Source organism: Streptomyces sp. NBC_01294, assembly GCF_035917235.1.
Classification (GTDB): Bacteria; Actinomycetota; Actinomycetes; order Streptomycetales; family Streptomycetaceae; genus Streptomyces; species Streptomyces caledonius.
This window is the reverse complement of record NZ_CP108423.1, coordinates 5,696,179-5,723,069: the sequence shown is the minus strand read 5'-3', so window position 1 is coordinate 5,723,069 and position 26,891 is coordinate 5,696,179. Positions and strand designations below refer to the sequence as shown.

At 71.8% G+C, this 26,891-nt stretch carries 28 protein-coding genes and 1 pseudogene; 13 read left to right on the top strand and 16 right to left on the bottom strand.

Annotated features, from left to right (window positions below; translation table 11 throughout):
* Positions 1-37 precede the first annotated feature (37 nt).
* The 6 genes from OG534_RS25855 to OG534_RS25830 form a co-directional block, all read right to left on the bottom strand.
* Entirely contained in the window at positions 38-1,591 is a 1,554-nt protein-coding gene (locus OG534_RS25855) for a serine/threonine-protein kinase (protein WP_326591082.1), read from the bottom strand.
* Positions 1,591-3,114 carry a serine/threonine-protein kinase gene (locus OG534_RS25850; protein ID WP_326591080.1) on the bottom strand — a complete coding sequence of 508 codons (1,524 nt, stop codon included), beginning with the start codon at positions 3,112-3,114 and terminating at the stop codon, positions 1,591-1,593. Before OG534_RS25850 ends, OG534_RS25855 begins: the two co-directional genes overlap by 1 nt.
* A 380-nt stretch (positions 3,115-3,494) precedes the next feature.
* A complete protein-coding gene (locus OG534_RS25845; protein WP_326591079.1) occupies positions 3,495-5,180 on the bottom strand; it encodes a serine/threonine-protein kinase in 1,686 nt (561 codons plus the stop codon).
* Positions 5,181-5,213: 33 nt separating this feature from the next.
* Positions 5,214-5,480 (bottom strand): DUF397 domain-containing protein, encoded by a 267-nt coding sequence (locus OG534_RS25840; protein WP_326591078.1) that lies wholly within the window; start codon positions 5,478-5,480, stop codon positions 5,214-5,216.
* On the bottom strand, positions 5,440-6,288 hold the full coding sequence (locus tag OG534_RS25835; protein ID WP_326591077.1) for a helix-turn-helix domain-containing protein: 849 nt from the start codon (positions 6,286-6,288) through the stop codon (positions 5,440-5,442). Before OG534_RS25835 ends, OG534_RS25840 begins: the two co-directional genes overlap by 41 nt.
* Before the next feature lie 97 nt (positions 6,289-6,385).
* Entirely contained in the window at positions 6,386-7,168 is a 783-nt protein-coding gene (locus OG534_RS25830; RefSeq protein ID WP_326591076.1) for a hypothetical protein, read from the bottom strand.
* A gap of 272 nt (positions 7,169-7,440) precedes the next feature.
* Here OG534_RS25830 and OG534_RS25825 point away from each other — a divergent pair, with 272 nt between their 5' ends.
* A complete protein-coding gene (locus OG534_RS25825; RefSeq protein WP_326591074.1) occupies positions 7,441-8,085 on the top strand; it encodes a class I SAM-dependent methyltransferase in 645 nt (214 codons plus the stop codon).
* 89 nt (positions 8,086-8,174) lie between these two features.
* On the opposite strand, the gene OG534_RS25820 is transcribed toward OG534_RS25825, so the two are convergent.
* Both OG534_RS25820 and OG534_RS25815 read right to left on the bottom strand, forming a co-directional pair.
* Positions 8,175-8,759: an RICIN domain-containing protein gene (locus OG534_RS25820; protein WP_326591072.1), complete on the bottom strand. Its 585-nt coding sequence runs from the start codon at positions 8,757-8,759 to the stop codon at positions 8,175-8,177.
* 238 nt (positions 8,760-8,997) lie between these two features.
* The gene (locus tag OG534_RS25815) at positions 8,998-10,002 is read right to left on the bottom strand and encodes an AraC family transcriptional regulator (protein WP_326591070.1); all 1,005 of its coding nucleotides are present in this window, start codon (positions 10,000-10,002) and stop codon (positions 8,998-9,000) included.
* Positions 10,003-10,141: 139 nt separating this feature from the next.
* Between OG534_RS25815 and OG534_RS25810 the strand changes: the two genes are divergently transcribed.
* The 4 genes from OG534_RS25810 (at position 10,142) to OG534_RS25795 (ending at position 14,237) form a co-directional block, all read left to right on the top strand.
* Entirely contained in the window at positions 10,142-11,137 is a 996-nt protein-coding gene (locus OG534_RS25810; protein WP_326591068.1) for an N-acetylmuramoyl-L-alanine amidase, read from the top strand.
* A 149-nt stretch (positions 11,138-11,286) separates the two neighbouring features.
* Positions 11,287-12,105 carry a hypothetical protein gene (locus OG534_RS25805; protein WP_326591067.1) on the top strand — a complete coding sequence of 273 codons (819 nt, stop codon included), beginning with the start codon at positions 11,287-11,289 and terminating at the stop codon, positions 12,103-12,105.
* Between the two features lie 180 nt (positions 12,106-12,285).
* Positions 12,286-13,296 carry an LLM class F420-dependent oxidoreductase gene (locus OG534_RS25800; RefSeq protein WP_326591065.1) on the top strand — a complete coding sequence of 337 codons (1,011 nt, stop codon included), beginning with the start codon at positions 12,286-12,288 and terminating at the stop codon, positions 13,294-13,296.
* A 65-nt stretch (positions 13,297-13,361) separates the two neighbouring features.
* Positions 13,362-14,237: a hypothetical protein gene (locus tag OG534_RS25795; protein ID WP_326591063.1), complete on the top strand. Its 876-nt coding sequence runs from the start codon at positions 13,362-13,364 to the stop codon at positions 14,235-14,237.
* Positions 14,238-14,294: 57 nt separating this feature from the next.
* On the opposite strand, the gene OG534_RS25790 is transcribed toward OG534_RS25795, so the two are convergent.
* On the bottom strand, positions 14,295-14,687 hold the full coding sequence (locus OG534_RS25790) for a hypothetical protein (protein WP_326591061.1): 393 nt from the start codon (positions 14,685-14,687) through the stop codon (positions 14,295-14,297).
* Positions 14,688-14,782: 95 nt separating this feature from the next.
* Between OG534_RS25790 and OG534_RS25785 the strand changes: the two genes are divergently transcribed.
* Genes OG534_RS25785 through OG534_RS25775 form a run of 3 tightly spaced genes read left to right on the top strand, consistent with a single transcriptional unit; the run spans position 14,783 to position 17,329 of the window.
* Positions 14,783-15,184: a hypothetical protein gene (locus OG534_RS25785; protein WP_326591060.1), complete on the top strand. Its 402-nt coding sequence runs from the start codon at positions 14,783-14,785 to the stop codon at positions 15,182-15,184.
* Positions 15,181-16,653 (top strand): hypothetical protein, encoded by a 1,473-nt coding sequence (locus OG534_RS25780; RefSeq protein WP_326591059.1) that lies wholly within the window; start codon positions 15,181-15,183, stop codon positions 16,651-16,653. The genes OG534_RS25785 and OG534_RS25780 overlap by 4 nt, the downstream gene beginning before the upstream one ends.
* Positions 16,654-16,669: 16 nt before the next feature.
* Positions 16,670-17,329: a hypothetical protein gene (locus OG534_RS25775; protein WP_326591057.1), complete on the top strand. Its 660-nt coding sequence runs from the start codon at positions 16,670-16,672 to the stop codon at positions 17,327-17,329.
* On the opposite strand, the gene OG534_RS25770 is transcribed toward OG534_RS25775, so the two are convergent.
* Positions 17,326-17,901, bottom strand: a complete 576-nt coding sequence (locus OG534_RS25770; protein ID WP_326593837.1) for a hypothetical protein — start codon at positions 17,899-17,901, stop codon at positions 17,326-17,328. The genes OG534_RS25775 and OG534_RS25770 overlap by 4 nt on opposite strands.
* A 178-nt stretch (positions 17,902-18,079) precedes the next feature.
* Between OG534_RS25770 and OG534_RS25765 the strand changes: the two genes are divergently transcribed.
* Entirely contained in the window at positions 18,080-18,385 is a 306-nt protein-coding gene (locus OG534_RS25765) for a hypothetical protein (RefSeq protein ID WP_326591055.1), read from the top strand.
* A 148-nt stretch (positions 18,386-18,533) separates the two neighbouring features.
* Here OG534_RS25765 and OG534_RS25760 read toward each other — a convergent pair whose 3' ends face one another.
* The 4 genes from OG534_RS25760 to OG534_RS25745 are packed head-to-tail and all read right to left on the bottom strand — an operon-like array spanning position 18,534 to position 21,779.
* Complete coding sequence (locus tag OG534_RS25760; RefSeq protein ID WP_326591054.1) at positions 18,534-19,616, bottom strand: prenyltransferase; 1,083 nt, start codon at positions 19,614-19,616, stop codon at positions 18,534-18,536.
* On the bottom strand, positions 19,613-20,347 hold the full coding sequence (locus OG534_RS25755) for a class I SAM-dependent methyltransferase (protein WP_326591053.1): 735 nt from the start codon (positions 20,345-20,347) through the stop codon (positions 19,613-19,615). Before OG534_RS25755 ends, OG534_RS25760 begins: the two co-directional genes overlap by 4 nt.
* Positions 20,341-20,469 carry a hypothetical protein gene (locus OG534_RS25750; RefSeq protein WP_326591050.1) on the bottom strand — a complete coding sequence of 43 codons (129 nt, stop codon included), beginning with the start codon at positions 20,467-20,469 and terminating at the stop codon, positions 20,341-20,343. The genes OG534_RS25755 and OG534_RS25750 overlap by 7 nt, the downstream gene beginning before the upstream one ends.
* Positions 20,466-21,779, bottom strand: coding sequence for a glycosyltransferase family 4 protein (locus OG534_RS25745; protein ID WP_326591048.1), 1,314 nt, complete (start codon positions 21,777-21,779; stop codon positions 20,466-20,468). The genes OG534_RS25750 and OG534_RS25745 overlap by 4 nt, the downstream gene beginning before the upstream one ends.
* Positions 21,780-21,995: 216 nt before the next feature.
* Here OG534_RS25745 and OG534_RS25740 point away from each other — a divergent pair, with 216 nt between their 5' ends.
* From OG534_RS25740 to OG534_RS25730, 3 genes and pseudogenes are all read left to right on the top strand, one after another.
* Positions 21,996-22,619 (top strand): TetR family transcriptional regulator, encoded by a 624-nt coding sequence (locus tag OG534_RS25740; protein ID WP_326591046.1) that lies wholly within the window; start codon positions 21,996-21,998, stop codon positions 22,617-22,619.
* An 88-nt stretch (positions 22,620-22,707) separates the two neighbouring features.
* A pseudogene (locus OG534_RS25735) lies at positions 22,708-23,211 on the top strand (nuclear transport factor 2 family protein); the annotation flags it as partial.
* 84 nt (positions 23,212-23,295) lie between these two features.
* Positions 23,296-23,670, top strand: coding sequence for a VOC family protein (locus tag OG534_RS25730; protein WP_326591044.1), 375 nt, complete (start codon positions 23,296-23,298; stop codon positions 23,668-23,670).
* Positions 23,671-23,844: 174 nt separating this feature from the next.
* Here the strand turns inward: OG534_RS25730 and OG534_RS25725 are convergent, their stop codons facing one another.
* Entirely contained in the window at positions 23,845-24,078 is a 234-nt protein-coding gene (locus OG534_RS25725; RefSeq protein ID WP_326591042.1) for a ferredoxin, read from the bottom strand.
* Positions 24,078-25,541: an aldehyde dehydrogenase gene (locus OG534_RS25720; protein ID WP_326591040.1), complete on the bottom strand. Its 1,464-nt coding sequence runs from the start codon at positions 25,539-25,541 to the stop codon at positions 24,078-24,080. The genes OG534_RS25725 and OG534_RS25720 overlap by 1 nt, the downstream gene beginning before the upstream one ends.
* 179 nt (positions 25,542-25,720) lie before the next feature.
* Here OG534_RS25720 and OG534_RS25715 point away from each other — a divergent pair, with 179 nt between their 5' ends.
* Positions 25,721-26,770, top strand: coding sequence for an MBL fold metallo-hydrolase (locus OG534_RS25715; protein ID WP_326591038.1), 1,050 nt, complete (start codon positions 25,721-25,723; stop codon positions 26,768-26,770).
* The last annotated feature ends 121 nt before the right edge of the window (positions 26,771-26,891 follow it).

The following is a 26,891-nucleotide window of genomic DNA, read 5'->3' as shown; positions in this document are numbered from 1 at the left end:
TCGGCGCCGAGGCCGGCCAGGGTCCGGGCGAAGCGGCTCAGCGCGGCACGGCGGCCAGCGCCGCCCGGGCGACCTCCTTCGCCTCGGTCTCGCAGGTCTCGGCGGGGTGCTGCGGACCGCCGAGCGCCACCCGCACCAGGAGGTTGCCGTCGCTCACGCCCAGCGCACACGTCTCCGCGGTCCCCGGAGTCGACCAGTACGCGCCGTCCCCCGCCCCGACACCGGTCTCCGGCCGCCCGCTGCCCAGGTTGAGCCGCGTCCGCGAGGTCCCGCTGCCCGCGAGGCGGCCGCTGCGTTCCAGGGACCAGCTGACGGACGCGTGCGGCTTCGGCTCGTCCTCGCCGGCGACCACGTCGAAGGCCGCCACCCAGTGACAGGTCACGGACGACCTTACGGGTGACTCGTGGTCGCCGACCTGGCGCATTTCCTGCTGCGGCAGCGGCAGCTCCCCGGCCGCCTCCGCGCAGAGCGGCACACTCAGATACCGGTCCGCCGGGGCCGTCGGCGGTTCCTCCCCGCGCACCCCGTACGCCACCCCGGCGCAGGCCGCCACGAGGACCCCCGCGGCCGGCAGCAGGAACCGCGGGCGCAGCCGCCGGCCGCGCGGCGCGCCGGAACGCGCCGGGCCGACGGCTTGCGGGGCGGTGGCGGTCGGCGCGTCCGGGTCCACGTCCGGGCCTCCGGGCGCACGAGCCGCGCCGTCCGGGTCCCGGAGCAGCGCCTCGATCTCCTCCTGCTGGGCGGCGGCCATACGCTCGACCGCGGGCGGCCACAGCGTGCCGTCGGCCGCGCCGGTCAGGCCCAGGATCTCGGCCGGGGACGGCCGCGCCGCCGGATCCTTGGCCAGGCACCGGGTGACGAGCGCGCGCAGCCCCTGCGGGAGGCCGAGGAGGTCGGGTTCGGCGTGCACGACGTTGTACAGGGTCAGTGCCACCGTCGCCGCCACGAAGGGACTGCGCCCCGTCGCGGCCAGCACCAGGACGGACCCGAGGGAGAACACGTCGCTCGCCGGGGTCAGTTCACCGCCCTCGGCCTGCTCGGGCGACATGAACGCGGGCGAGCCGATCACCGTCCCGGCCTGGGTCAGCTCGGTGACCTCACCGGGCCGGGCCACCCGCGCGATCCCGAAGTCGATCACCCGCACCCCGTCCCGGGCGAGCAGTACGTTGTCGGGCTTGAGGTCCCGGTGCACCAGCCCCGCCCGGTGGATCTCGACGAGGGCCGCCGCCAGCCCGGCGGCGAGCCTCCGTACGGTCTCCTCGGGCAGCGCACCGGCGCGCTCCACCGCGGCCCCCAGCGAGGGCCCGGTGACGAACACCGAGGCCAGCCAAGGTGAGTCCGCGTCCGCGTCGGCATCCAGGACGGCAGCCGTGAAGGCGCCGGACACCTTCCGCGAGGCGGCGACCTCGCGCCGGAACCGGACGCGGAAGCCGTCGTCGTCGGCGAGCCGGGCGTGCACCTGCTTGACGGCGACGAGCCGCCCGTCCCGTGCGGCGCCGAGCAGCACGCGGCCCATGCCGCCCCGGCCGAGCTCGGCGAGCAGCCGGTACGGTCCCGCCGCGGCCGGATCCGACTTCTTGAGCGGTCTCATCAGCTCCCCACCGACTCCACGACCGAGGCGGCGAGCTCCCGCGCGACAGCCTCACAAGTGCCGGACGGGTAGCGGGGGCCCGTCACCGCGACCTTGGCCACCATGTTGACCTCCCGTACGTACAGACGGCAGTTCGGATACCCGTCGCCCTGGGGCTTCTGCCACAGCCCCTCGTCGGCGAACCCGAGGTCGAGGTCACGCCGGGTCCGGCCGCGTTCGTAGGAATGCTCGTAGAGCCACTTCGCCTGCTCGGCCCCGGTGCCCTCGCCCTGGCCGGTCGAGAAGAACCTCCACTCCGCTTCGATCTCGTCACCGGTCCGGTTGGTCCAGGTGCAGCGGGCATAGGCCGAGCCGTACTTCTCGACCGGCCCGAACCCGGCCACTTGGCCGAAACCGGACGGCACGCGCAGCTTGTCCCCGACCTGTTGACAGGACGGGGGCGCCGCCGGGTACTTGTCCTGCTTCTGCGCCAGCCCTGTCGACCGGACATCCGCTATGAATTCGCGGTAGGTGTCCCCGAGGAACGACCGCCCCACGGTCAGCCCCACCGCGGCCACGACGCCGGCCACGGCGACCACCACGATCAGCGGCCGGGGCCACGGGCGACGCCACCGGGAGGACGTCTGGGGAGCCGTGGTCCCGCCGACCAGCCCGCCCGTCACGGCGAGCGGCTCGTGGACCAGCGTGTTCACCGCCTCCGGCCACGGCCGCGCCGAGGGCGCCAGCTCGCCGACCGCGCTCAGCAGCTCGCCGGGGGTCGGCCGGTCGGCCGGATCCTTGGCCAGGCAGTGCGCGATGATCCCGCGCAGCCCGGCCGGTACGTCACCCAGCTCCGGTTCGGAGTGCACGACCTCGTGCAGGATCCGCGGCACCGAGCTCCCGGCGAACGGCGGCTTCCCCGTACAGGCCATGACGAGGGTCGCTCCGAGCGAGAACACGTCGGCGGCCGGGGTGAGTTCCCGCCCCAGGGCCTGCTCGGGCGACATGTACACGGGCGAGCCGATGAGCGCGCCCGCATGCGTGATCCGGGTCTGGTCCCCCACCGCGCGCACGATGCCGAAGTCGATGACCCGTACGCCGTCCTCCGCAAGCAGCACGTTGGACGGCTTGAGGTCCCGGTGGATCAGCCCCGCCCGGTGTACGTCGGCCAGGGCGTGCGCAAGCCCGGCGGCCAGCCGGCGCACCGCCTCCTCGGGCAGCGGCCCGGCGGCGTCCACGGCCTGGCTCAGCGAGGGCCCCGGCACGAACTGCGACGCGAGCCACGGCATCTCGGCGTCGGGATCGGCGTCGATCACCGCCGCGGTGTAGCCGCCGGCCACCCGCCGCGAGGCATCCACCTCGCGGCGGAACCGCGCCCGGAACCCCTCGTCCTCGGCCAGCTCGGCGTGCACCTGCTTGACCGCGACGTACCGCCCGTCCGGCCCCACCCCCAGCACCACCCGGCCCATCCCGCCCCGGCCGAGCACGGCGACCGTCCGGAACGGCCCCACGAACTCCGACGCGGACAGCTCTGATCTCTCCATGCCTGTACTGCCCCTCCCCGATACCGGCGTGGATCCCACAGCCCGTCACCCTGCGGACGAGGAGCCGTCATGTGCGTTCCGCCCCCTCCAGTGCGGCCCGTGCCACCTGCTTTTGCCTTCGCCCGGCAGTCCTCCGACGGGCTCGGCCGCAGACTCACCCGGACGGTCAGGTTCTCGTCACGGACGACGAGGGTGCAGGCCCACTGGTTCCCGGGATCCGTCCAGTAACGCCGCCGGCCACCAGGACGTGCCGTCGCGGGAACACGCCGGCTCGGCCGCGGCTCTTCCGGCCGCATCGGCCCCCAGCGTCATGGAACACGTTCCCCTGGCCCATCGCGGCAGCATGGGCAAGACGACTCAGTGGCGAGCGGGCGGGCGGGTCAGCGGCGCGGGGCGGCCTTCAGTGCGGCGCGGGCGACCGCTCTCGCCTTCTCCTGGCAGGCCGACGTCGTGTACTGGCTCTCGTACAGGCCCACCCAGACGGAGAGGTTGCCCTCGCGCACGGCGAGGACGCACGTCCAGTCGGTGCTCGCACCGCCCCAATAGGACTCCGTCCCGAAGTCCAGGCCCGGTTCCGTGCTCTTGCCGGCCGCGTCCACCCGGAAGCGGGCCCGCTGGGCGCCCGCGTTGCGCGTCGCGTCCCCGCCGAGGCTGAGTTCCCAGCGGACCAGGGCGCGGGGCGCGGCGGTCTTGGCGAGCCCGTTCCAGGTGCAGCCCGTGCGCACGCCCCAGGCCTCCTCGGAGCGCGTGTCGAGCGAGGACTCCCGAAGCTTCAACGGCATGGTGTCGGCGGCCCCCGCGCAGGTGGGAAGCGCCGTGTAGGCGACGGGGGCGTTCATCCGGTCCCGTACGTACGCCACGACCCCGGTGCCGGCCACCAGCAGCACCGCGGCCGCCACCAGGGCCGTGATCCGGCGCCGGCCGCGCCACGGGCTCCGCGGCTGCGCGCTCGGCGCGGTGGGACGCTCCGTCGGACGCGGAGGGAGCGGCGGAACCTCCGGGAGGGGCGGCGGCGCGTCCTGCTCCGGCACCACGGCCGAATCGTCCTTCGGTACGGGTACGGGCTCGGGCTCGGGCTCCGGCTCCGGCTCAAGCTCGGGCGCAGGTACGGGTACGGGTACGGGTACGGGTTCCGGAGCGGGCGAGGGTTCCGGGGCGCGGGCCGGGCTGTCGCCGAGCAGCCCGTCGATCTCCCCCCGCTGCGCGGCGAGCATCCCGTACACGGCGGCCGGCCACTGACGGCCCGCCGGGGTCACCGGCCCGATCAGCTCGCGCAGCTGCGCCGGGGACGGCCTGGCCTCCGGGTCCTTGGCCAGGCACCGCGCGACGAGCTCGCGCAGCCCCGCCGGGACCTCGCTCAGGTCCGGCTCGCCATGCACCACGTCGTACAGCGTGCGGAGGGTGGAGTTCCCGGCGAAGGGGCTGCGGCCCGTCGCCGCCAGGGCCAGCACGGAACCGAGCGAGAAGACGTCACTGGCGGGCGTGAGCGGCTTGCCCTCGGCCTGCTCGGGCGACATGTACGCGGGCGATCCGACGACCCATCCGGTACGCGTCAGTCCGGTCTCGCCCTCGGACTCGCCCTCCGTGACCCGCGCGATGCCGAGGTCGATGACGCGCACGCCGTCCTCGGCGAGCAGCACGTTGTCGGGCTTGAGGTCCCGGTGGACGAGCCCGGCCCGGTGGATCTCCGCGAGGGCCGACGTCAGCCCCGCGGCGAGGCGGCGCACGACGTCCTCCGGCAGCACCCCGACCGCCTTGACCACGGCCCCGAGCGAGGGCCCGGCTACGAAGACCGACGCCAGCCAGGGCGTCGACGCGTCCGGGTCGGCATCGATCACGGCCGCCGTGTACGCCCCGGACACCTTGCGCGAGGCGGTGACCTCACGGCGGAAACGGGCCCGGAAGGCCTCGTCGTCGGCGAAGTGCGCGAGCACCTGCTTGACGGCGACGAGCCGCCCGTCCGGCCCGGCCGCCAGCAGCACCCGGCCCATCCCGCCCTGCCCGAGCACACCGACGACCTCGAACGGCCCCACGTGCGTCGGACCGCCCGGCCCCATGCGCTCCATGCCCCCCGCTCCCTCTCCCCAGTAGGGAGCGGATCATACAGAGACGGCCCTCACGAACGCGGCGAAAGCCGCAGGGCGGACGGTGAAGACGGGCCCCTCGGGGTTCTTGGAGTCCCGGACGGCGACGAGGCAGGGCTGTGCGGCGACCTCGACGCAATTGCCTCCTGTGTCACCGCTGTACGAGGCCTTGCGCCAGGCAGCGGTACCGAGCGGGGCGCACTCGACGCACTGACCGCCGGTATCGGAGCTGTACGAAGACTTACGCCACCGTGTGCCCGTCAGGTTCTGGATGATCTCCATAGCGTTCCTCCATTACGCGGGCGATCCGCACCGCCGATTCCTCCAACGAGAGTGCGGCGGCCTGCAAGTGATCGTAACGGAGCGAACCTTCCCTGAGAGCCTGCGGATTGGCCGTCATATGGCCCTGCACGAAGTCCTCGGTATAAACAATGTCCGGGTCGTCGTCGAACCGCAGGAGGCTGAACGAGCCCGGCTGTCCCGCGTGGGCGCCCGCCTCGAAAGGCAGGATCTGTACCTGCACCCACTCTCGCCTCCGCAGGGCCAACAAGTGGGTGAGTTGATTCCGCATGACCTCCCGGCCGCCGATCTCCTGGTGCAGAACGGCCTCGTTCAGCACCACCCACATCAGTGGCGGATTCTCGCGGTCGAGGATGCGCTGACGCTCCATCCGAGCTGCCGCCCTGGCGTCGAGGTTTTCTTCGCTCCACACTCCTAGAACTGCACGCGCATACGCCTCCGTCTGCAGCAGTCCATCCACCAACTGGGCCTGGTAGGTCGAGAGATACGCCGCCCGGGCCTCCATTTCCGCATAGGCCTGGAACCACGTCGGCAACTGGCTTCGCAGGACCAGCCCCACCAGCCGGGAGAAGTGCCCGTCCGTCCCCAGCGCCGCGTCCACCCGCTCCGAGAAGTCCCGGGTAGGCACCCGCTTCGTGTTCTCCACCTGACCGATCAGCGAACCCGTGCAGTAGATGATCTCGCCCAGCTGCGCCTGCTTCAGCCCGGCAGCCTCTCTCAGGCGCCGGAGTTCGTAGCCGTAGTAGTCCAGTGGCGAGGCACTCGGATCGAGATCGCGCATGCTGACCATGGGACGGTCACCCCCAAGCCGTTGTTCGTTCCGTAGCCGAGCGTAATCGGCCGGCTGCGGACAGGTGGCCCGAATGGCGCAATCAGCCCGGCTCCGGTCAGCCCGTGCAGCCCGCGATCACGCTCGGGGTGCAGTTGGTCGGGAAGTTCTCCTGGACGGGGGTTGCGGTCAGGGTGACGGTGCCGCCGTCGTTGAGGATGCCGCCCGGGGCTTCCGAAGCGTAGTTGTAGGTGACCGAGCTGTTTCTGATGTTGAGGGTGTTGGACAGGATGCCGCCGGCGTCGTCGGAGGAGTTCTCCGTCACGCGGCTGTTGGTGAGGGTGAGACTGCCCCGCACGTCCATGCCTCCGCCGCTGTCCTTGGCGGTGTTGCCGGTGACGGTGACGTTCGAGATCGTCGCGGTGCCGAACGAGAAGAGGCCGCCGCCGTTGTTGGTCGACCGGTTGAAACTCACGGTGCTGTTGCGGATGGTCAGCGCGCCGCTGCTGCAGACGCCCCCGCCGGGACCGCTGGCGTCCGCGAGGTTGCTGGTCACCTCGACGGAGGTGAGCGTGAGTGCGCCGCCGCTGTTGAGGATCCCCCCGCCGCCGCTGCTGTCCGAGCGGCCGTCGCGGACGGTAAGCCTGTTGAGGGTCAGGCGTGCGTTCGGCCCCTGGACGCTGAAGATGCGGAACGCCGTCGCCGACTGTCGCCTGATGACGTTCTGGGTGCCGAGGAAGCTGCCGACGATGGTGATGTCGCTGGTGACGACCGGCAGGCCGTTGCCGGGGTTGTCGGCGGCGGTCAGGTTGTAGGTGCAGCCGGGGGCGAGGAAGAGGGTGTCGGGGCCGGGGCGGCGTTCGCCTGGGTGATGGCGGTCCTGAGGGCCGTCTGACTGCACAGCACGACCGCTTGTGCGTGGGCGTCGGTGGCGGGCAGGGCGACCACGGTCGCGAGCGCCGCCGCCGTGCCCGCGAGAATGCCAAGTTTGCTCATGGGAGCGAAAGTACGCAAATAGGTAGAAAGTCCGGCGGAGTGAAACGGGGCGCACCGCACGCCGTCCCCTGCAGGGACCAGACGGGCTGCCCACCAAGGCCCCGGCCTGGTCCGCTACCAGCCGGTAAGGCACCATGGGCCGCCACCGCCCCACCACGCTCATCGCCGGAGGAACCCATGGCCGCCCACCCCAAGCCGGAGACCCTCGCCGCCTTCGAGGCCGCCAAGGGGTTCATGCCCGTACGGGAGGGCCTCGCCCTGTACGAGGCGGCCGCGGCCGCGGCGGCGCTCCGGCTGCCGCTGCTGGAGGTCGGGACGTACTGCGGGCGCTCCACCATCCTGCTGGCCGACGCCGCCCGCGAGGCCGGCGTGGCGGCGATCACCGTCGACCACCACCGCGGCAGCGAGGAGCAGCAGCCCGGCTGGGAGTACCACGACCCGACCGTCGTGGACCCGGAGATCGGCCTGATGGACACCCTGCCCACCTTCCGCCGGACCCTGCACAAGGCCGGTCTCGAAGACCACGTGATCGCGATCGTCGGCCGTTCCCCGCAGGTCGCCGCGGCCTGGGGCGGCAAGCTCGGCTTCGCCTTCATCGACGGCGGCCACACCGACGAGCACGCCACCGGCGACTACGAGGGCTGGGCCCCGCACGTCGCGGAGGGCGGCACGCTCGTCATCCACGACGTGTTCCCGGATCCGGCCGACGGCGGCCAGGCCCCGTACCGGATCTACCTGCGGGCCCTCGCCTCCGGCGCCTTCGAGGAGATCTCCGTCACCGACTCGCTGCGCGTGCTGCGCCGCACCGGGTCGGGCATCTAGGCACCGGCACCGATCAGGGCATGAAGGAACCTCCGTGCGGTCCGGAGCGGACCGCACGGAGGTCATGCCTCTCGGGCTGAGCGTGGAGGTCAGCGCCAGTACGATCCGACCTGTCCGTTGCAGGTCCACTGCTGGACCCGCGCGCCATTGGCGCTGGAGGAGTTCTCGACCTCCAGGCACTTGCCGCTCTTGGCATTGACGATCGTCGCGGCGTTGCCACTGTGGACGTAGAACTTCCACTTCGAGCCGGCCTGGCCCTTGCAGTCCCACTGCTGGGCCCGCGCACCGTTGGCGGTGGAGGAGTTCTCGATCTCCAGACACTTTCCGCTGTTGGCGTTGACGAGGTAGTAGGTGCCGCCACCCGCGTCGGCCATGCCCCACTTCGAGCCGGCCTGGCCGTTGCAGGCCCACTGCTGGGCCCGTGCACCGTTGGCCTTGGAGGAGTTCGAGATCTCCAGACACTTGCCGCTCGGCGCGTTGTAGATGACGCCGATGGCGGGCTCGGCCTGGAGGGCGAGGTCCGCCGTCCCGCCCCCCTCTATGAACTGGGCCAGGAGCGCCGTCGAGGCGCTGTCGCCGGTCCCGCCTTCCAGCGCCGTCGCCGACGCCGGTGCGAGGAACAGGGACAGGGCGAAGACGGACGCGCCGACGGCAAGGGTTCGCTTGAGCTGCATGAAGAGGTTCTCCCCGTTTGCTGGTGTGAATCCGGTCTGGAAACAGCCGCTGTCAGCGGCCCGAGGCATCCGGCCGGGCACCTGTGAACGTGGCCCGCAGGAGATGCGTCGCGTGTACCGTCGGCCGTGGTCCGGGCCGACAGGACCACAGCATGGCCCTGGCACAAGTCGTGCAGCTATCCGCTTTCGGCAGGGCGCGGACACGTTTCCGGATAGCGGAGAGCCCTGCCCTCCGGCGTCACCGGACCGGGTGGGCGCTGCGCACCGTCTGCGAAGGGGTCTCCCCATAGGCTTTGCGATAGTGTCCGGTGAAGCGGCCGAGATGCGTGAAACCCCAGCGCAGCGCCACATCGGTGACGGTCTGCGAGACACGGCCTTCGGCGACCGCGAGGAGGTCGCGGCGCGCGAGGTCCAGCCGCACACTGCGCAGATACGCCAGCGGAGTGGTGTCCATGTGCGTCCGGAAGCCCTCCCTCAGGCTCCGGACGCCGACCCGGGCGGCCTGCGCCATGTCGGCCACCGATACGGGTTCGCCGGCGTGTTCGGCGCAGAAGACCGCCGCACGCCGTACGGCACTGGGCAGGGCGACGCAGCCGTGGCCCGCCACCGCCTCGCTGAGCATGTGGGGCTGTGCGTCCAGCAGGCCGTTCACGAGGAGCTGCTCGAAGTGCCGGATCGCCAGTGGCGAACGGGCGGCGAGGGCGGAGTCGGCGAATTCGGCGAAGTGCTTCACCACGTTCAGCCACGCCGTCACCGGGTCCGCCCGGTCGTCGAAGACCGGAGCGAAGTCCAGGGGCTTCTGCGGCTGGTCGCCGAGCCGGACGGCGAGGGCCTGGTCGACGACCTGGCGCGGGATGATCAGGGACCGGTTCACGCTGTCGTGGCTCCAGCGCATCGTCAGCTTCTGTTCCGGTCCCGCGATGCTGAGCGGGGAGGAGAGCGTCTTCCCGTTCACGGTGACGGCGCCGCCGCCTGCGAGCGGGACATGGATGTTGTAGAAGTCCAGCGGTGCTTCGGGCGTGATGTCGACCTCCGAGCCGTACCCCAGCTCGTAGATCGCGACCGCCCCTTCGTGCAGACGCCGGAAGCAGCCGTCGAGCGGATGATCGTCCAGGACCGATAATCGATGGGGCGCGAACCGCACGCGTATCAGGTCACTGAGCTCCTCGACGTCGCTCCCCCGGAAGAGGAGGCCCCGGTCTGCGTTCTCGGCCTCCGGACCCACTGCGCTGATGCCGGACATGAACCCAACTCCCCGGTAACTTGAGGTGAATTCCGGAATCTAGCGGCCAGGGGAGTGACGGGCCTCTCATATAAGCCCACCGCGCCCTCTGATGGCCCAGTACCGGCCGGGCGGCCGCGCAGCGGTCTAGCATCGCGGCGTGCGCAAAGACCACAGCCCCCCGCCCCCCGAGTCCGGCTCCTCGGTCAGCCCGGACCGGCCCTGGTTCACCCGACGCTCCACGCTCGTCGTCGGGGTCGCGGCGCTCGCCCCGGCCTGCCTGGCGGGCTGGGTGCTGACGCAGGTGATGACCGGGGCCGGGCCGGACGGGCAGCAGCCCCGGCCGGCTCCTCTGCCCGCCTCGCACTCGGCCCTGTCGCCGGGCCAGCGGGACGCGAAGCCCGGCGCCACCCCGAGCCAGAGCCCGAGTACGAGTCCCACCGCGAGCGCGAGCACGCCCGTGGCCGCCGCTCCCGCCAAGGGCTCGCTCACCGGCCGGACCGTGGTCATCGACCCCGGCCACAACACCGGCAACTTCAAGCACACCGACGAGATCAACCAGCAGGTCGACATCGGCACGAACCGCAAGGAGTGCGACACCACCGGCACCACCACCAACTCCGGTTACATGGAGGCGGAGTTCACCCTCGACGTGTCCCAGCGCCTGCGGGCCGCCCTGGAGGCCCAGGGCGCGAAGGTGGTCCTCACCCACCAGGCCGACCGCCCGTGGGGCCCCTGCATCACCGAGCGCGCCCGCATCGGCAACGAGGCGAACGCCGACGCCGTCGTCTCGGTCCACGCCGACGGCGTGTCCGCGGGCAGCCGCGGCTTCCACGTCATCCTCCCGGCCAAGGTCAAGAGCGGCGCAGCGGACACCGCGAAGATCGTCGGACCCTCCCGCGAGCTCGGCGAGCGGATCGCCGGGAACTTCGCCCGCACCACCGGATCCGCCCCCGCCAACTACCTGGGCGGCGGCACCGGTTTGGTCGTCCGCGACGACCTCGGCGGACTGAACCTGTCAACTCGGCCCAAGGTGTTCATCGAATGCGGCAACATGCGTGACGCCAAGGACGCGGCGCAGATGACGAGTCCGGAGTGGCGGCAGAAGGCGGCCCAGGGCATCGCGGACGGCATCGTCGGCTTCTTGGGCGGGTAGTCCCCTCGGGAGTCCCGCCGGGGCTGCTCGCCGCCCCGATCCTCTCGGTCGCGGAGAACCTCCGTACCATGGTGCCGCCCGCCCCGCTGCAGAACGATCTGCGACCGCGGCACCACGAGACGACCGAGACCGAGAAGGACACCTAAGACGTGAACATCCGCTCCCTCACTCGAGGCGACGGCGTGGTGATCGGAGCAGCGGCGCTGCTGTTCATCGCCTCGTTCCTCGATTTCTATTCCGCCACAGGTGTGGACATGCCCAGCGCATGGAACGCCGCCGGCTCCCTGGTGCTCCCCAGCGTCTTCCTGGTCGGCCTCATCGCCGCCGGGCTGTTGATCGCCGGGCGTTTCCAGCCCGAGACGCGCAAGGTGCTGGGCCTGCCGCTGGCGGCGTGGGGCAGCGTGCTCGCCGTCTCGGCCGCCTGGTCCGCGCTGTGGTCCCTGATCAAGTGCCCGGAACTGTTCGACCTGGGCGCGGGCGCCATCCTCGCCTTCCTCGCCACCCTGGCGCTGGCCGGCGTGGCCCTGTTCAGCGCCAAGGTCCCGGCGCTGGCCGGCCAGCTGGTGCCGGACCCCAAGCCCGCCGCCGTCCCGCCGTACGGGGGCCAGCCGCAGCCGGGCGCCGGGTACGGCTACCCGGGCGGGCAGCAGCCGTACGGCTCCACCCCGCAGCCGGTCCCGCCGTACGGCGGCACCCCGACGCCGACCCCCGCCCCGGGCCCGGGTCCGCAGGACGCCCACCAGGCTCCCGCGCCCGCCCCGGCGGCGGACTTCACCCCGTTCTGGTTCGCGGTCCCGGTGGCCCGCCCCCTCTTCGCCGAGGACGGCTCCCCCACCCAGATCGCCGAACTCGCCCCGGGCACCTGGTACCTGGCGGTCGAGCAGCGCGGCGCGGCCACCCTGGTCGCCCAGACCCAGGACGGCCGCCGCGGCGTCCTGAACGACACCTCGGGCATCCAGCGCGGCTGAGCTCCGCTCCCGCGCACGCAGCGGCCCCCCGCCCTTCCGGGCGGGGGGCCGCTGCGCTGTGTCCCGGCCGATGGAGCCTAGGACTCCGCCCCTTCCGGGCGGGAGGCCGTTGCCCTACAGTCACCTGACGCACCGTCAGTCTCGGTCGGTCACGGCACCCGCATCGCGGAGGGCACCTGCATGCGCCTCGGACTCGCACTCGGCTACTGGGGCCGCGGCCCCAACCCGGCCCACCTCGACCTCGCCACCGAGGCCGAGAACCTCGGCTACGACTCGGTGTGGACCGCCGAGGCCTGGGGCTCGGACGCGTTCACCCCGCTGACCTGGATCGCCGCGCACACCTCGCGGATCCGCCTCGGCACCGCCATCGCCCAGATGGCCGCCCGCACCCCGACCGCCACCGCCATGCACGCCCTCACCCTGGACCACCTCTCCGGCGGCCGGATGATGCTGGGGCTCGGACTGTCCGGGCCGCAGGTGGTCGAGGGCTGGTACGGGCGCCCCTTCCCCGCGAGCCCGCTCACCGCGACCCGCGAGTACGTCGACGTCATCCGCCAAGTGCTGCGCCGCGAGGGCCCGGTCGCACTGGACGGCCGCTTCCACAGCCACCCGTACCGCGGCGAGGACGGCACCGGCATCGGCAAGCCCCTCAAGCCCATCACCCACCCGCTGCGCGCGGACCTGCCGGTGCTGCTGGGCGCCGAGGGCCCGAAGAACATCGCCCAGACGACACGGATCGCGGACGGCTGGCTGCCCCTGTACTGGTCGCCGACCCGCACCGACGTGTACCAGGCCTCGCTGGCGGACGTACCCGAGGGCTTCATGATCGCGCCGATGGCCCGCGCCAAGGTCTGCGACGACGTCTCCGAGGGACTGCTCCCGGTCAAGGCGATGCTCGGCTTCTACATCGGCGGCATGGGCCACGCGGCCCGCAACTTCCACGCCGACCTGATGGCCCGGATGGGCTACGAGGAGGAGGCCCGCCGCATCCAGGAGCTGTTCCTCGCCGGGCGCAAGGAAGAGGCCGTCCTGGCCGTCCCGGACGCGTTCGCCGACGAGATCTCCCTCATCGGCCCCCGCGAGCGGATCGCCGAACGCCTGGAGCTGTGGCGCAAGGGCCCGGTCACCGACCTCCTCCTCACGGCCCCGGACCCCCACACCCTGCGCGTCCTGGCGGAGCTCAACAGCTAGGGACCGTCGACGGAAAGTCCGTTTCGCGTGCGTTCGGGCGCCGCGCACGGGACTACGCTCGGGCCGTGGGACAGCCTGAGGAGCGCGCCGAAGGCGCAGGACCGTTCACCACCCGGCGCACGTGGCACCACCCCGAAGGGGAGACGGTGGTATGGGAGTCGCGGCTCGCGCGCAGGCTCGGGGCCCTCGCGGTCCGCGGTCCCGGGGACACGGTCACCAGGACCTCGACCGCCGATCCCGAGGCCATCGGCCGCCTGCGACGGCTCAACGCCGTCGCCTCGGGTGCGTTCGTCATCGGCGGAGCCCTCTTCGCCCTCGGCGCCGCGGTGTCCCAGTTCGGCTCGGGCAACGCGGTCGAGAGTGCCGGGATCTACTTCGCCGGGGGCCTGTTCTTCAACACCGGGGGCTACGTCTCGCTCCTGCAGGTGCTGAACGCGCCCCGCCACTCACCGGGGGGCGGCCGGCTGGTGACGGCCGGCTGGAGGTGGTGGGGGTACGAGCCGATGCGCCTGGACTGGCTGAGCACGTTCGTGCTGTTCGTCGGGACGCTCGTGTTCGGCGTCAACCTGCTGGACTCCTTCCTGCAGGGACTCACCGTTCAGCAGGCCAACCGGCTGATCTGGACGCCCGACATGGTCGGATGCGTGCTCTTCCTCGCGTCGGGCCATCTGGCGTTCGTCGAGATCTGCCACCGGCCCCGGCCCTGCTTCCGCTCGCGCAGCCTCGGCTGGTGGGTCGTCGCGGTGAACCAGCTCGGGTCGGTGCTGTTCATGCTCTCGGCACTGGCCGCCTTCACCCGGCCCGCCACCGGGGACCTGGTCAGCGCCGACATCGCCAACTGGGGGACGCTGACCGGCGCCCTGTGCTTCTCGCTCGGCGGTGTGCTCCAGGCCTGCGAACGGCCCCACAGGGCGCGCGCGAAGCCGGGGCGGAATCCTTAGCCGCAGGCCAGGTCGGGTCAGGTCAGGTCAGGTCAGGTCAGGTCAGGTCAGGTCAGGTCAGGTCGACGATTCCGCCTGCGGCACGGCCTCCAGCAGCTCCCGGACGTCCAGCGGCATGACGGCGATCTCGATGCTCCCGCCGCCCTCGTAGGTGCAGGTGACGATCCGCGAGCCGGGGTTGATGGAGATCCCCTCCTTGATAGAGGGGACCCGCAGGCCGGTGGCGCGGGCGCCCGGCAGCGGCAGGGCCGCGCCGCGCGGGGGGACCCAGCGGGCCTCGCCCTCCTCGGCGTACACCCGTCCCGGCTTCCAGCGGCCCTGGCCGGCCGGATGCCGGGCCATGCCGGGAATCCCGGGCACGGGCCCGGCGGCCGCCCGCGCGCGGTGCTTGCGCCGCAACAGCCACCCGGCCCCGGCGATCCCGCCGGCGAGGAACACGTACTCGATCACCGGCCCATTGAACCAGCCGCACCGGGACGGTCCTCCGCTCGGCCCGCACACCTCTTTGTTAGCGTGATCACCAAGTCGAACTTCCGGGGGATGTCATGACATTCGATAAAGAGTGGGCGGACGCGAAGGCCACGACGAGTGGGACGGCACACGACCTCGTCGTCACGCAGGACGACCTCGGCGCCGTGGGGCACGAGGCGTACGTGCTGCACGGAGAGCTCCGCAAGCGGATCGACCTTGCGGGGGCCGGCGCCACCAGCCGGGCAGCCACCGAATGCTCGGGCCGGGACCTCGGCATGGGTGCAGAACTGTTGACCACGCTGTCCACGTGGGAGGCACAGGTCAAGACGGTGCTCCAGATGTGCGCGCACATCTCGAACCACCTCGACTACTCGAAGAAGTCGCATGCCGCGGACGACGAGCGGATCGCAGCCGACCTGCGCCGCCGGGACGGCAGCGCCATGCCGGTCTCAGAGATAGCCAGGTACGTCAAATGACCTTCACCTATACCGATCTCATCGAGCTGGACCTCGGTAAGATCGCTTCCGCCGCCACCGACTGGAAGAACGCGGCAGCCGAACTCGCAAAGCTCCGCACCCAGGCCTCGGACGGTCTACAGCGGAAGTCCGAGGCCGCCCGGTGGGAGGGCGTCAACGCCACGGTCACCCGGGACTTCGTCCGCAGCACCGCCAAGGAGTTCGACGACCTCCGCCGGGAAGCCGAGAGCATCCACCTCGTCCTGACGGACGCGCACGCGGAACTCACCCGGATCCAGCGACAGGCCAAGAAGCTGTCCGACGAGGCCCGCGCGGGAGACCCCTCCCACAAACCCGAGCCCGACCTGGGCCTTCGCATCATCGACCCGGGCGACGGAACCGTGCGACTGGTCGAGACGTTCTGCGACGTGCGGGGCACCTCCCAGCGGGCCAAAGACCTGATGCAGTGGTACGCGGACACCCTCACCGGCCTGGTCTCCCACGCGGCGGAGGTCGACGCCGCCACCGTTCGCGCGCTGCGCGCGAGCCACGGAGGCGACCCGCACAATGCCGGGCACGCCACGTACACCTCGCTGGATCCGGAGCAGGTCCCGCGCGCCATGACACTCGCCTCGCTCGGTGCCAAGGCCAGTCCGGCGGAGCAGGCCGAACTGCGCCGCCTGTGGCAGTCGATCAGCCCGGATGCCCGGGCGGAGTTGTGGCGCCTGCACCGCGACGACCTGCTCGCCGCCGGACTCCTGAACCCCACGGTCAAACGCGCAGCCCCGGACCGGGGGTCAGGCCGGCACGACGTGGACGACCCGGGTTTCGGCGACTACCAGACGCGGCTGAAGATGAGGGGGCTGATCTACGGCGCCGACACCATCGGTTCGACCGACGCCGCCCGGCACATGGGTCACTACCTCGGCAACACGGGCACGCCGATGGAACTGCCCGTCGACAAGATGCTGTCGGACGACAAGGATTTCAGCACGCACATCGACACCATGATCCGGGACGAGCAGGACACCTGGCGCAAAGAGGCGTTGGACGCGTTCGCGCAGAGCGGCGGGCGTCCCGTCGCCCTCCCGGTCGAGTTGGGGAACACCGATTTCAGCTTCGACGAGGAGAAGGATCCGAACTGGTTCTTCGCGGTGGGGTCGACACGGTCGAACGTCACTGGTGTCGTCACGGTGACCCCCGACCACTACGGCAGGCCGGTGGTGGGCCTCGAATACCAGGTGAATGCGTGGGACCGGTACAACTGGGATGAGAAGAAGGGCGTCACCATAGGCAAGTTCGAGATCCCGGACGGAGAGATGGGCCGCCAGCACGTCGTGGGTCTCGCCCGGGAGTACGACATGGCCGGGAGCAGTTCGGTCAAGCAGTACGACCTGGGCTCCTCGTCGTCGAACGATGCCGCGCTCCCGGACCCCGACGATCCGGGGCGGGACGGCGGGCGGACCGATCCCGGGCGAGAGCACCGGTAGGACAAGGCGAGAGGACGTGACGACGATGGCAGGCTCGGTCATGGAGCCGCGACGGCGGCCGCCCACCTGGCTGCGGCGGGTACTCATCGGTGCCGGGGTGACGGCGGGGCTCCTCGGGGTGGCCTATGCCGCGCTCCTGCTGCTCGGGGTGAAGATGTGGGACGACCTCGTGCAGCAGGAGCAGTCTTGCTGCTGGGCGGTGGGCGCCACCCCCGAGTGGATGAGCGGGGTGATGGGACTGCCCGTACCGCCCACCGCCACGGACCGGCGGGCGGCGTTCAAGTCCGGCTCCGCGTACGACACGGGGCTGCTCGTCTTCACCGTGACGGACGCCGAGGCGCAGCGGTACCTGGAGGCGTTGAACAAGAGCGGCGCGGTGGCAGTCGACAACATCCACCCGCAGGAACCGCACCCTGCCTCGAACCGGTTCGCCCGGCTGGGGCTGCCGGAACCCGAGACCGTCGGGGAGAACATGCGGCTCTCCGGCCTGTGCCCCGGCGACGTCACCACGCCCGAGGGCAAGGACGTGCACTACTGCACCAAGGTCTTCGCCCACGCCTTCCAGCCGGGCAGCACCCGCCTCTTCCTGCGGGCCACGATCGAGGGGGCCGTGACGCCCGCCCCGACGATGGGCCCGCCCGAGGATTCGGGGAAGGGCGGCGACAGCGGTCGCTAGCCGCCCAGCTGGGAAGTGCTCGGGACCTTGTCGACCACTTCGGCGCCCGCGCTCTTGCCGGCTTCCTTCACGCCGTCGATCACGTTGTTGAAGGCGTCGATGTCGGCGTCGCCCGCCTGGCCCTTGCGGAGCTTGCTCGCGAGGGCCTTGAGGGACTCGATGCCCGCCGTCAGCGGGACCAGCGCCTTCGACAGCAGCGGGTCGCCCTGGGCGTTCTCCTTCGCCGCCTTCAGCCGGTTGTACGCGAACGCGCCCGCGAGGCCCGCCTTGATGAGCGCGAAGGTGCGGCCCTTCGCACCCTTCTTGAACTTGCCGTCGCGGTACGGCTTGACGATCCACTGGTAGGTCGCCCCGGCCGCGAGCCCGGCGTTCGCGACGAAGCGCGCCTTGGCGAACTTCTGCTTCTCGGCCGTCGTACTGGGCGTGGGCGTCGGGGCCGCCAGTTCATCGGCTTCGACGGCGGCCGGCTCCGCGGCGGCGAGCACCGCCAGCTCGGCCGCGGCGGCCGCCGAGACCTCCTCCCGCTGAACGTTGCCGCCACCGCCACTGCCGCATGCGGTGGCGCCGACCATCAGCGCGGTGGACAGGACCACCGCCGTAAGGGCGCGGCGGAATCGAACGGTCGTGGGTACGGACACGGTTTCCTCCGGGGACTGAGGCGTCCTCCGCAGCCTCACCCCGGCCCTGCGGCTCCGCCACCCGGGGGACCCGTTCGGGTTTACCCTGCGCGTTGGCGGCAACACGCGGGGCATGCCCACACACACCCGAGTACACGCCGCCCGAAGTAGCAGTCAGGCAGGCCGGGCCGTCGCACTGGTGGCGGACGTGCTGGCCTTCGTGATCGCCCTGTGGATCCTGCTGTACCTGCTGGAGGCCAACCAGGGCAACGAACTGGTCGGTTTCGTCCACGACGTGGCGAGCTGGCTGGTCGGCTGGTCCTACGACCTGTTCACCTTCAGCCGAGAGTGGGTCCAGGTGGTGGTCGGCTACGGCCTCGCGGCCGTCGTCTACCTCCTCGTCGGCCACACGATCGCCGGCTGGCTCTACCGTCGCTGACGCCGCTGAAGCCGGTGACCGCGACCACCACAGGGACCGCGACCACCACAGGGACCGCGACCACCACGGGGACCGCAGGGGCCGCGGAGACCGCGGCCCCTGCGATGACCGTGGCGGCCGCGGCGGCCGCGGCGGCCGCGGCACAAGCTCAGCCGCAGCAGTCCGGCTCCAGCCCGGCCGGGAGCGAGGTCCCGCCGAACACCTCGGTGGTGGCCTCGTCCCCGCCCAGCGCCGCGACGGCGAGCAGCAGCGACGCGGCGGTCCAGGTGGTCTGCTCCACCGGCCAGACGGCCTCGTCCTCGAAGACGTAACCCGTCCAGTACATGCCGTTGTCGGCGCGCAGGTGGGTGATCGACCGCAGGATCTCCAGGGCCCGGTCCGACTCCCCCGTCGCCCACAGCGCGAGCGCCAGCTCGCAGGACTCGCCGCCCGTCACCCACGGGTTGGGCAGGACGCAGCGCACGCCGAGGTCCGGGACCACGAACTCGTCCCAGCGTTCCTCGATGCGCGCCTTGGCCTCGGAGCCGGTCAGGGCGCCGCCGAGGACCGGGTAGTACCAGTCCATCGAGTAGTGGTTCTTGTCGAGGAACCGCTCGGGGTGGCGGCGGATGGCGTGCCGCAGCGCGCCCGCGGCGAGCTCCCAGTCGGGCTGCGGCTCCTCGCGGTGCTCGGCGATCGCCAGCGCGCAGCGCAGCGCCTGGTGGATGGAGGAGGACCCGGTGAGCAGCGCGTCGGTGACGGCCGTGCCGTCCGCCTCGCGCTTCCAGCCGATCTCGCCGCCCGGCTGCTGCAGGGTCAGGACGCACTCGACGGCCGCGTAGACGGCCGGCCACATGCGGTCGAGGAAGGTGTCGTCGCCGGTGGACAGGTAGTGGTGCCACACGCCGACGGCTATGTACGCGGTGAAGTTGCTCTCGCGGCCGGCGTCCTGCGGCGCAGTGGTGTCCACGCCGTCGGGCCGGTCGGCGTAGGCCGCGTACCAGGAGCCGTCGTGGTTCTGGTGCCGGGCCAGCCACGTGTACGCCCGCTCGGCGGCCTCGTGCTCACCGGCCGCGTCGAGCGCCATCGCGGCCTCGGTGTGGTCCCACGGGTCGAGGTGGTGCCCGCGGAACCACGGGATGGCCCCGTCGGCGCGCTGGGCCGCGAGGATGCCGGCCACCGTCTCGGCGGCCTGCTCGGCGGTCAGGACGCCGTCCAAGACCAGGTGTTCGGTACGCCCCGGCGAGCTCACTGGGTCGCGCCGACGGGGAGGTGGGGCTTGGTCGCGTACGCCACGAAGCTCTTGCCGATGAGCGGGTTGAGGGCCTGCTCGGCGAGGCGGGTGGCCAGCGGCTTCTTCATGATGTCCCAGACCAGGAGCTTGTGGTACGCCTTGACGGGCAGCGCCTTGTCGTTGTCGACGCCGAAGGCGCACTTGAGCCACCAGTACGGGGAGTGCAGCCCGTGCGCGTGGTGCGTGCCGTACGGCTTGAGGCCCGCGGCCTGCATCTTGCCGAGCAGCTCGTCCGCCTTGTAGATGCGGATGTGGCCGCCCTCGACCTCGTGGTAGGCGTCGGAGAGCGCCCAGCAGATCTTCTCGGGGCCGTAGCGCGGGACGGTGATGGCGATGCGCCCGCCGGGCTTGAGCACGCGGACCATCTCGGCGAGCACGCCCTTGTCGTCGGGGATGTGCTCCATCACCTCGGAGATGATGACGACGTCGAAGGACTCGTCGGGGAAGGGCAGGGCGAGTGCGTCGCCCTCCATGGCGGTGGCGGTGGCGCCGGCCGGGGCCTCGCCGGCCTCCTTCATGGCGGCGAACCACTTGGCGACCTCGCGAATCTCCTCGCCGTTGCGGTCGACGGCGACCACCTGGGCGCCTCTCCGGTAGCACTCGAAGGCGTGCCGGCCTGCGCCGCAGCCCAGATCGAGTACGCGGTCGCCTGCGGCGAGCGGGAACCGGGAGAAATCGACGGTCAGCACGGGGTCCTGCCTTCGCGGTCGCGGGGGTGTACGGGGGTGGTGTGGAACAGGGCGGTGTGGAGCGGGGCCATGGGGAACGGGGCGGTGTCGAGGAGTGCGGCGGGGAAGAGGCGGAAGGTCACCGCGCGCGGCGGGTACGGGCGGCCTGTTCGATCGCGGCGCGGTAGTGCGCGACGGTGCCCTCGGCGGCCTTGGCCCAGGTGAACCGGGTCAGGACCCGTTCGCGCCCGGCGGCCCCGAGGCGGGCCCGCAGTTCCGGGTCGTCCAGCATCCGGCCCAGCGCGGCGGCCAGCGCGTCCGCGTTGCCGGGCGGCACCGCGAGGCAGGTCTCGCCGTCGGGTCCGGCGACCTCGGGGATCGCGCCGCCGGTGGTGGCGACGAGCGGGGTGCCGGTGGCCATGGCCTCGGCGGCCGGGAGCGAGAAGCCTTCGTAGAGGGAGGGGACGCAGGAGATCTGCGCGCTGCGCACGAGGTCGACAAGTTCGGCGTCGGTGATGCCCTTGACGAAGCGGACCGCGTCCTGGAGCCCGTACGACTCGATGGCGCGGGCGACCGGCCCCTTCTCGGCGCGCTTGCCGACGACGACGAGGTGGGCCTCGGGGTGCTCGGTGCGCAGCTTCGCGAGGGCCTCGACGAGGTACACGAGCCCCTTGAGCGGCACGTCGGCGCTGGAGGTGGTGACGATGCGGCCCGGCACCTCGGCCACGGACGGGTCCGGCGACCAGAGGTCGGTGTCGGCGCCGATGTGCACGACGTGGATGCGCCCGTCCTGGACGCCCAGGTGCTCGGCGATCTCCTGCTTCGAGGATCCGGAGACGGTGAGCACGGACGGCAGCCTGCGGGCGACGCGGCCCTGCATGCGGGTGAAGGCGTACCAGCGGCGTACGGAGAGCCGCTTCTTGCGGTCCTTCGCGGCGGCGAGGTCCAGCTTGCGGTCGACGGTGATGGGGTGGTGGATCGTCGTGACCAGGGGCGCGCCGAGGTCGCCGAGCAGGCCGTACCCGAGGGTCTGGTTGTCGTGGATGACGTCGAAGTCGCCCGCGCGCGCGGCCAGGTGGCGGCGGGCGCGCAGCGAGAAGGTCAGCGGCTCGGGGAAGCCGCCGGTCCACATGGTCGCGACCTCGAGGGCGTCGATCCAGTCCCGGTACTCGTCGCGCTTCGGCGTACGGAACGGGTCGGGGCTGCGGTACAGGTCGAGGCTCGGGAGCTCGGTGAGCGAGGCGCCCGTGTCGAGCACGGGGTACGGCTGCGCGCCGACGACCTCGACGGAGTGCCCGAGGCGGACGAGCTCGCGCGAGAGGTGGCGGACGTAGACGCCCTGGCCGCCGCAGAACGGGTTCCCCTTATAGGTGAGGAGTGCGATACGCAGCGGGCGGTCGCCGTCGGTGACGGAACCCGCGAAAGGGCTCGTCACCATGGCCTCAGCGGTCACTCTCGGCCCCCTTCTCCCTGCACTTTCGCCGGAGCGTAACCGCTCGGATAATGTAGAACAAGTTTCAGACTTGATCCGTCGAAGACCATTGAATCTACCGGCCGGAAACCACACCGTAAGAGGCGGAGCAGGTGATTCGCGCCACGGCTCGGGCGCCTGCCATGCTGGCTCCGGACCAGCCGGATTCAGCCCGCGCAACGACACGGAACGGGACACATGACAGCGGAAGTGAAGGCCGTCACGACACCGGCGTCGCCTCCCCTGACGGAGCGCCAGGAGGCGCGCCGCCGCCGGATCCTGCACGCCAGCGCGCAGTTGGCCAGCCGGGGCGGATTCGACGCCGTCCAGATGCGCGAGGTCGCGGAGGCCGCGGGCGTGGCGCTGGGCACGCTCTACCGCTACTTCCCGTCCAAGGTCCACCTGCTGGTCGCCACCATGCAGGACCAGCTCCAGCACATGCACACGACGCTGCGCAAGCGCCCGCCGGCCGGGGACGACCCGGCGGCCCGGGTCGCGGAGACCTTGATGCGGGCCTTCCGCGCCCTCCAGCGGGAACCGCAGCTGGCCGACGCGATGGTGCGGGCGCTGACCTTCGCGGACCGGAGCGTGAGCCCCGAGGTGGACACGGTGTCCCGGCTGACGACGGCGATCATCCTGGACGCGATGGGCCTGGAGGCCCCGCCGACGGCGCAGCAGCTCTCGGCGGTCCGGGTCATCGAGCACACCTGGCACTCGGCGCTGATCACGTGGCTTTCGGGCCGCGCCTCGATCGCCCAGGTCAAGATCGACATCGAAACGGTGTGCCGCCTGATCGACCTGACGGCCCCGGAAAAGGCCTGAAGCCACCACTCGTACGGGCGGCCGGGCCGACGGGTCAGCGGGTCAGCGGGTCGATGGACCGACGGATCGACGGGCCCGTCAGTCGCTCACGATCGGCGCGCTGGCCAAGGACATGGCGCTGCTGGCCGCCGTGTCGGACACAGCCGTGCGCAGCGCGGCCGATCTGGCCGGCACGCCTGCCGATCCCGAGGCCGACATCGCCGTCGCCGTCGCCGTCGCCGTCGCCGCCACGGTCCCCGCCGTGGGTGACGAGGTGGTCGCACCGCTCCGCGCCTACCTCCGCGGACACGCCACCGGCGACCCCGCCCACTTCCGCGACGCGTTCCTGCCCACCGCCCATGTCGAGGGCATCCGGGACGGCGGCTTCGTCTCGTGGCGCCTGGACGAGTACTGCGCCCTCTTCCCCGGCCGGCCGGCCCCGGACGAACCGGCCCGCTCCCGCCGCATCGGCTCCGTCGACGTCCACGGCACCGTCGCGACCGCGTCCATGACGCTCCGGCACGGCGCGGACACCTTCACCGACATCTTCCTGCTGGTCCACGTGGACGGTGGCTGGCGCATCGCCAACAAGGCCTACCACCGGCACCCGTGAAAGGACGGGTCCGGGTCGGAGTCGGGGCCCGGCCCCGGGCAATCTCGATGGACAACTGCCGTGCGGCCAGCCGATAGTGCGCCCATGGCTTCTCTCATACGACACCTCACCTTCGACTGCTCCGACGCCTACCGCCTGGGCCGGTTCTGGGCCGCCGTCCTGGACGGCTCGCTCGCCGACGACGACTTGCCGGGGGACCCCGAGGCCCTGGTCACGGCGCCCGGCTCGACCCTGCTGTTCGTGACGGTGCCCGACGCCAAGGCCGTGAAGAACCGGGTGCACGTGGACCTGCAGCCGCAGGACCGGTCGCGCGACGAAGAGGTGGAGCGCATCGTCGCCCTGGGCGCCACCGTTGTCGGCGATCACCGCAAGGACGACGGAACGGGCTGGGTGACCCTGGCCGACCCCGAGGGCAACGAGTTCTGTGTGGAGCGGAGCGCCGCCGAGCGGACGAAGTGACCTTGAGCCAGGTGACCTTGAGCCAGGCGGCGTTGAGCCACGGTCCCGGGTGCGCCGGGCTACGGCCGCTCATGTGATCCTGCTCGTGCTCTTCCCCTTGCGCGGCCGCCCGACGATCGTCCGGCGGCTGCGCAAGGGTGTTCCACACGCTCGTTCCGCGGGCCCGGCCCGGTGCTACTCCTCCGGGGGGAAGACCGGTTCGCCCGTGGCGGCCAGGGTGATCATGATGGCCTCCACCGGGCAGCCCTCCGCGGCCGTCAGGACCGGTTCGTTCGCGTCCGACTGCGGGGTGCGGGGGTGGGACTGGCGCGCCGAGTCCAGGACGAAGCCGTCCGGGGCGTGGTTCACGCACATGCCCGAGCCGATGCAGACCCCCCGGTCCACCTCGACCTGCCAGCGGTCACCCATCAGGCACCCGCCTCATAGCCCGCCGGCAGGTGGATCATCTTGTGCTCCAGGTACTCGCTCAGGCCCTCCGGGCCGAACTCCCGTCCCACGCCGCTGTTCTTGTAGCCGCCGAACGGGCCCAGCATGTCCAGGCTGAAGGTGTTCACGTTGAAGGTGCCGGTCCGCACCTGCCGCGCGAAGTCGATGCCGTGCTCGACGTCGGCCGTCCAGACGCTGCCGCTGAGGCCGAACTCCGAGTCGTTGGCCACCCGTACCGCCTCCGCCTCGTCCCCGTACGGGATCAGGCAGACGACCGGGCCGAAGATCTCCTCGCGCGCGATCCGCATGGAGTTGTCGACGTCGCCGAAGAGGGTGGGCTCCACGTACCAGCCCCGCTCCAGACCCGCCGGGCGGCCGCCGCCGGACAGGACCTTCGCGCCCTCCTCCTGGCCGATCCGGATGTAGTCCAGGGAGCGCTGCTGCTGCCGCCGGGCCACGAGCGGGCCGAGCTGCGTCGCCGGGTCGAGCGGGTCGCCCACGACCAGTGCGCCGGCCGCCGCCGCGAGGGCCTCGGCCACCTCCTCGTAGCGGCTGCGCGGGGTGAGGATCCGGGTCTGGGCCACGCACGCCTGGCCGTTGTTCATCCAGGCCGCGGGCACGATCCCGGCGATGGTGGTGTCCAGGTCCGCGTCGGGCAGGATCACGGCGGCGGACTTTCCGCCGAGTTCGAGGGTGACCCGGGTGAGGTTGCGCGCGGCGACCTCCATGACGCGCTTGCCGGCGGCGACCGAGCCGGTGAAGGCGACCTTGTCGATGCCGGGGTGGCCGACGAGGTACTCGCTGACCTCGCGGTCTGCGGGCAGGATCGACAGCACGCCCTCGGGCAGTCCGGCCTCCCGCACGATGTCGGCGAGGATGTAGGAGTCCAGGGGCGCTTCGGGGGACGGCTTGAGGATCACGGTCGAGCCCGTCAGCAGCGCCGGCGCCAGTTTGGCCGCCGCCACGAACTGCGGGACGTTCCACGGGATGACGGCGGCGACCACGCCCACCGGCTCCCGGCGCACCAGGATCGGGCCGAGCACGCCCTGGCGGTGCTCCTCGTACGGGTAGGCGCGGGCGACGGTGATCGCGGCGTCGTAGACCATCATCGGGCCGAGCGCCTGGGCGAGGACGCTCCAGGAGTACGGGGACCCGTTCTGGGAGCTGATCGAGCGGGCGATCTCCTCGTGCCGGACGGCTATGGCGTCCTTGATCCGGGAGACGACGGCGATGCGCTCGTCCAGCGTCATCCGCGGCCAGGGGCCCTCGTCGAACGCCTTGCGCGCGACGGCGACGGCGCGGTCGACGTCCGCCTTCGAGGCGTGCGGGACGGAGCCGATGACCTGCTCGGTGTGGGGGGAGACGATCCGGATCGTGTCGGTGCCCAGCGGATCCGTCCACTCGCCGCCGATGAACAGTTGTCCGTGTTCCACGAGCTCGGTCATGGCTGAGGCCTCCTGCGGCTTGACGTTCCAGAACTGATACCAGTTCTAGTTCGAGGAGTCCACGGCCAGGACGGAACACCCGAGAAGATCCAACGACTAGTCAGAAAGCCGGGGAAGTGGTCGACTTGGGCTACTACTGAAACACGTTCTCGAAAGAGGGCGGCAACAGGGGAGGGCTCATGCCGGAGGACACGTCACAGGTCACCGATCACGGCGGAGGCGTGTGGGGGATCAAGGTGCCCATCCCCGACAACCCTCTCGGACACACCCTCGTCCACGTCCTCGACACCGACCGCGGCCCGGTCCTCGTCGACACCGGCTGGGACGACCCCGCCTCCTGGGACGCCCTCGTCGCCGGCCTCGCCGCACTCGGCACCGCCGTCGCCGACGTCCACGGCGTCGTCATCACCCACCACCACCCCGACCACCACGGCCTGTCCGGCCAAGTCCGCGAGGCGTCCGGCGCCTGGATCGCCATGCACGCCGCCGACACCGAGGTCGTCGTCCGCACCCGCGCCTCCGAGCCCGGCGTCTGGTTCGACTACATGAGCGCGAAGCTCGCCACCGCCGGAGCCCCCGAGGAGCACATCGCCCCGCTGCGCGCCGCCCGCGCGAGCGGCCGCATGCGGACCCTGCCCGGCCTGCGCGCCGCCGTCCCCGACCGGGAGATCGTCCCCGCCGAACTCCTCCCCCTCGCCGGGCGCCGGCTGCGCGCGATCTGGACCCCCGGCCACACCCCCGGCCACGTCTGCCTGCACCTGGAGGAGGCCCATCCGGCGGACCTCCCCGGCAACGGCCGCCTCTTCTCCGGGGACCACCTGCTGCCCGGCATCTCCCCGCACATCGGCCTGTACGAGGCCCCCGAGGACACCCGCGTCACCGATCCCCTCGGCGACTACCTCGACTCCCTCGAACGCATCGGCCGCCTCGCGCCCGCCGAGGTGCTCCCGGCCCACCAGCACGCCTTCACCGACGCCCCCGCCCGCGTACGGGAACTGCTCGACCACCACGAGGAACGGCTGTCCGGGCTGTGGGCCCTGCTGGCCGAGCCGCTGACCCCGTGGGGGCTGGCGGAGCGGATGGAGTGGAACCGGCCCTGGGAGCAGATCCCGTACGGCTCCCGCAACATCGCCGTCTCCGAAGCGGAGGCACATCTGCGGCGGCTGGTGAAGCAGGGCCGCGCCGAGGCGGTCCCGGGGACCGACCCGGTGACGTACCGGGCGCTGTGACGGAACCGGGGGAACCGGGGCAGTACCCCTGGTAAGGGGCGCCGGCCCCCTGCGCCCCCGGGGACGCAGGCTACGGGCCGGTACAGTGAGGCCGTCGTCCACACTTCCGTACGGGGGGAAG

Bases quoted from the DNA above. Each gene is read 5' to 3' on its own strand.
- OG534_RS25715 (WP_326591038.1), top strand. From the start codon at position 25,721: ATGCCGGAGGACACGTCACAGGTCACCGATCACGGCGGAGGCGTGTGG.
- OG534_RS25785 (WP_326591060.1), top strand. From the start codon at position 14,783: ATGACATTCGATAAAGAGTGGGCGGACGCGAAGGCCACGACGAGTGGG.
- OG534_RS25730 (WP_326591044.1), top strand. From the start codon at position 23,296: ATGGCTTCTCTCATACGACACCTCACCTTCGACTGCTCCGACGCCTAC.
- OG534_RS25800 (WP_326591065.1), top strand. From the start codon at position 12,286: ATGCGCCTCGGACTCGCACTCGGCTACTGGGGCCGCGGCCCCAACCCG.
- OG534_RS25815 (WP_326591070.1), bottom strand. From the start codon at position 10,002: ATGTCCGGCATCAGCGCAGTGGGTCCGGAGGCCGAGAACGCAGACCGG.
- OG534_RS25780 (WP_326591059.1), top strand. From the start codon at position 15,181: ATGACCTTCACCTATACCGATCTCATCGAGCTGGACCTCGGTAAGATC.
- OG534_RS25770 (WP_326593837.1), bottom strand. From the start codon at position 17,901: ATGGTCGGCGCCACCGCATGCGGCAGTGGCGGTGGCGGCAACGTTCAG.
- OG534_RS25765 (WP_326591055.1), top strand. From the start codon at position 18,080: ATGCCCACACACACCCGAGTACACGCCGCCCGAAGTAGCAGTCAGGCA.
- OG534_RS25835 (WP_326591077.1), bottom strand. From the start codon at position 6,288: ATGGTCAGCATGCGCGATCTCGATCCGAGTGCCTCGCCACTGGACTAC.
- OG534_RS25740 (WP_326591046.1), top strand. From the start codon at position 21,996: ATGACAGCGGAAGTGAAGGCCGTCACGACACCGGCGTCGCCTCCCCTG.
- OG534_RS25845 (WP_326591079.1), bottom strand. From the start codon at position 5,180: ATGGAGCGCATGGGGCCGGGCGGTCCGACGCACGTGGGGCCGTTCGAG.
- OG534_RS25840 (WP_326591078.1), bottom strand. From the start codon at position 5,480: ATGGAGATCATCCAGAACCTGACGGGCACACGGTGGCGTAAGTCTTCG.
- OG534_RS25720 (WP_326591040.1), bottom strand. From the start codon at position 25,541: ATGACCGAGCTCGTGGAACACGGACAACTGTTCATCGGCGGCGAGTGG.
- OG534_RS25825 (WP_326591074.1), top strand. From the start codon at position 7,441: ATGGCCGCCCACCCCAAGCCGGAGACCCTCGCCGCCTTCGAGGCCGCC.
- OG534_RS25820 (WP_326591072.1), bottom strand. From the start codon at position 8,759: ATGCAGCTCAAGCGAACCCTTGCCGTCGGCGCGTCCGTCTTCGCCCTG.
- OG534_RS25850 (WP_326591080.1), bottom strand. From the start codon at position 3,114: ATGGAGAGATCAGAGCTGTCCGCGTCGGAGTTCGTGGGGCCGTTCCGG.
- OG534_RS25725 (WP_326591042.1), bottom strand. From the start codon at position 24,078: ATGGGTGACCGCTGGCAGGTCGAGGTGGACCGGGGGGTCTGCATCGGC.
- OG534_RS25855 (WP_326591082.1), bottom strand. From the start codon at position 1,591: ATGAGACCGCTCAAGAAGTCGGATCCGGCCGCGGCGGGACCGTACCGG.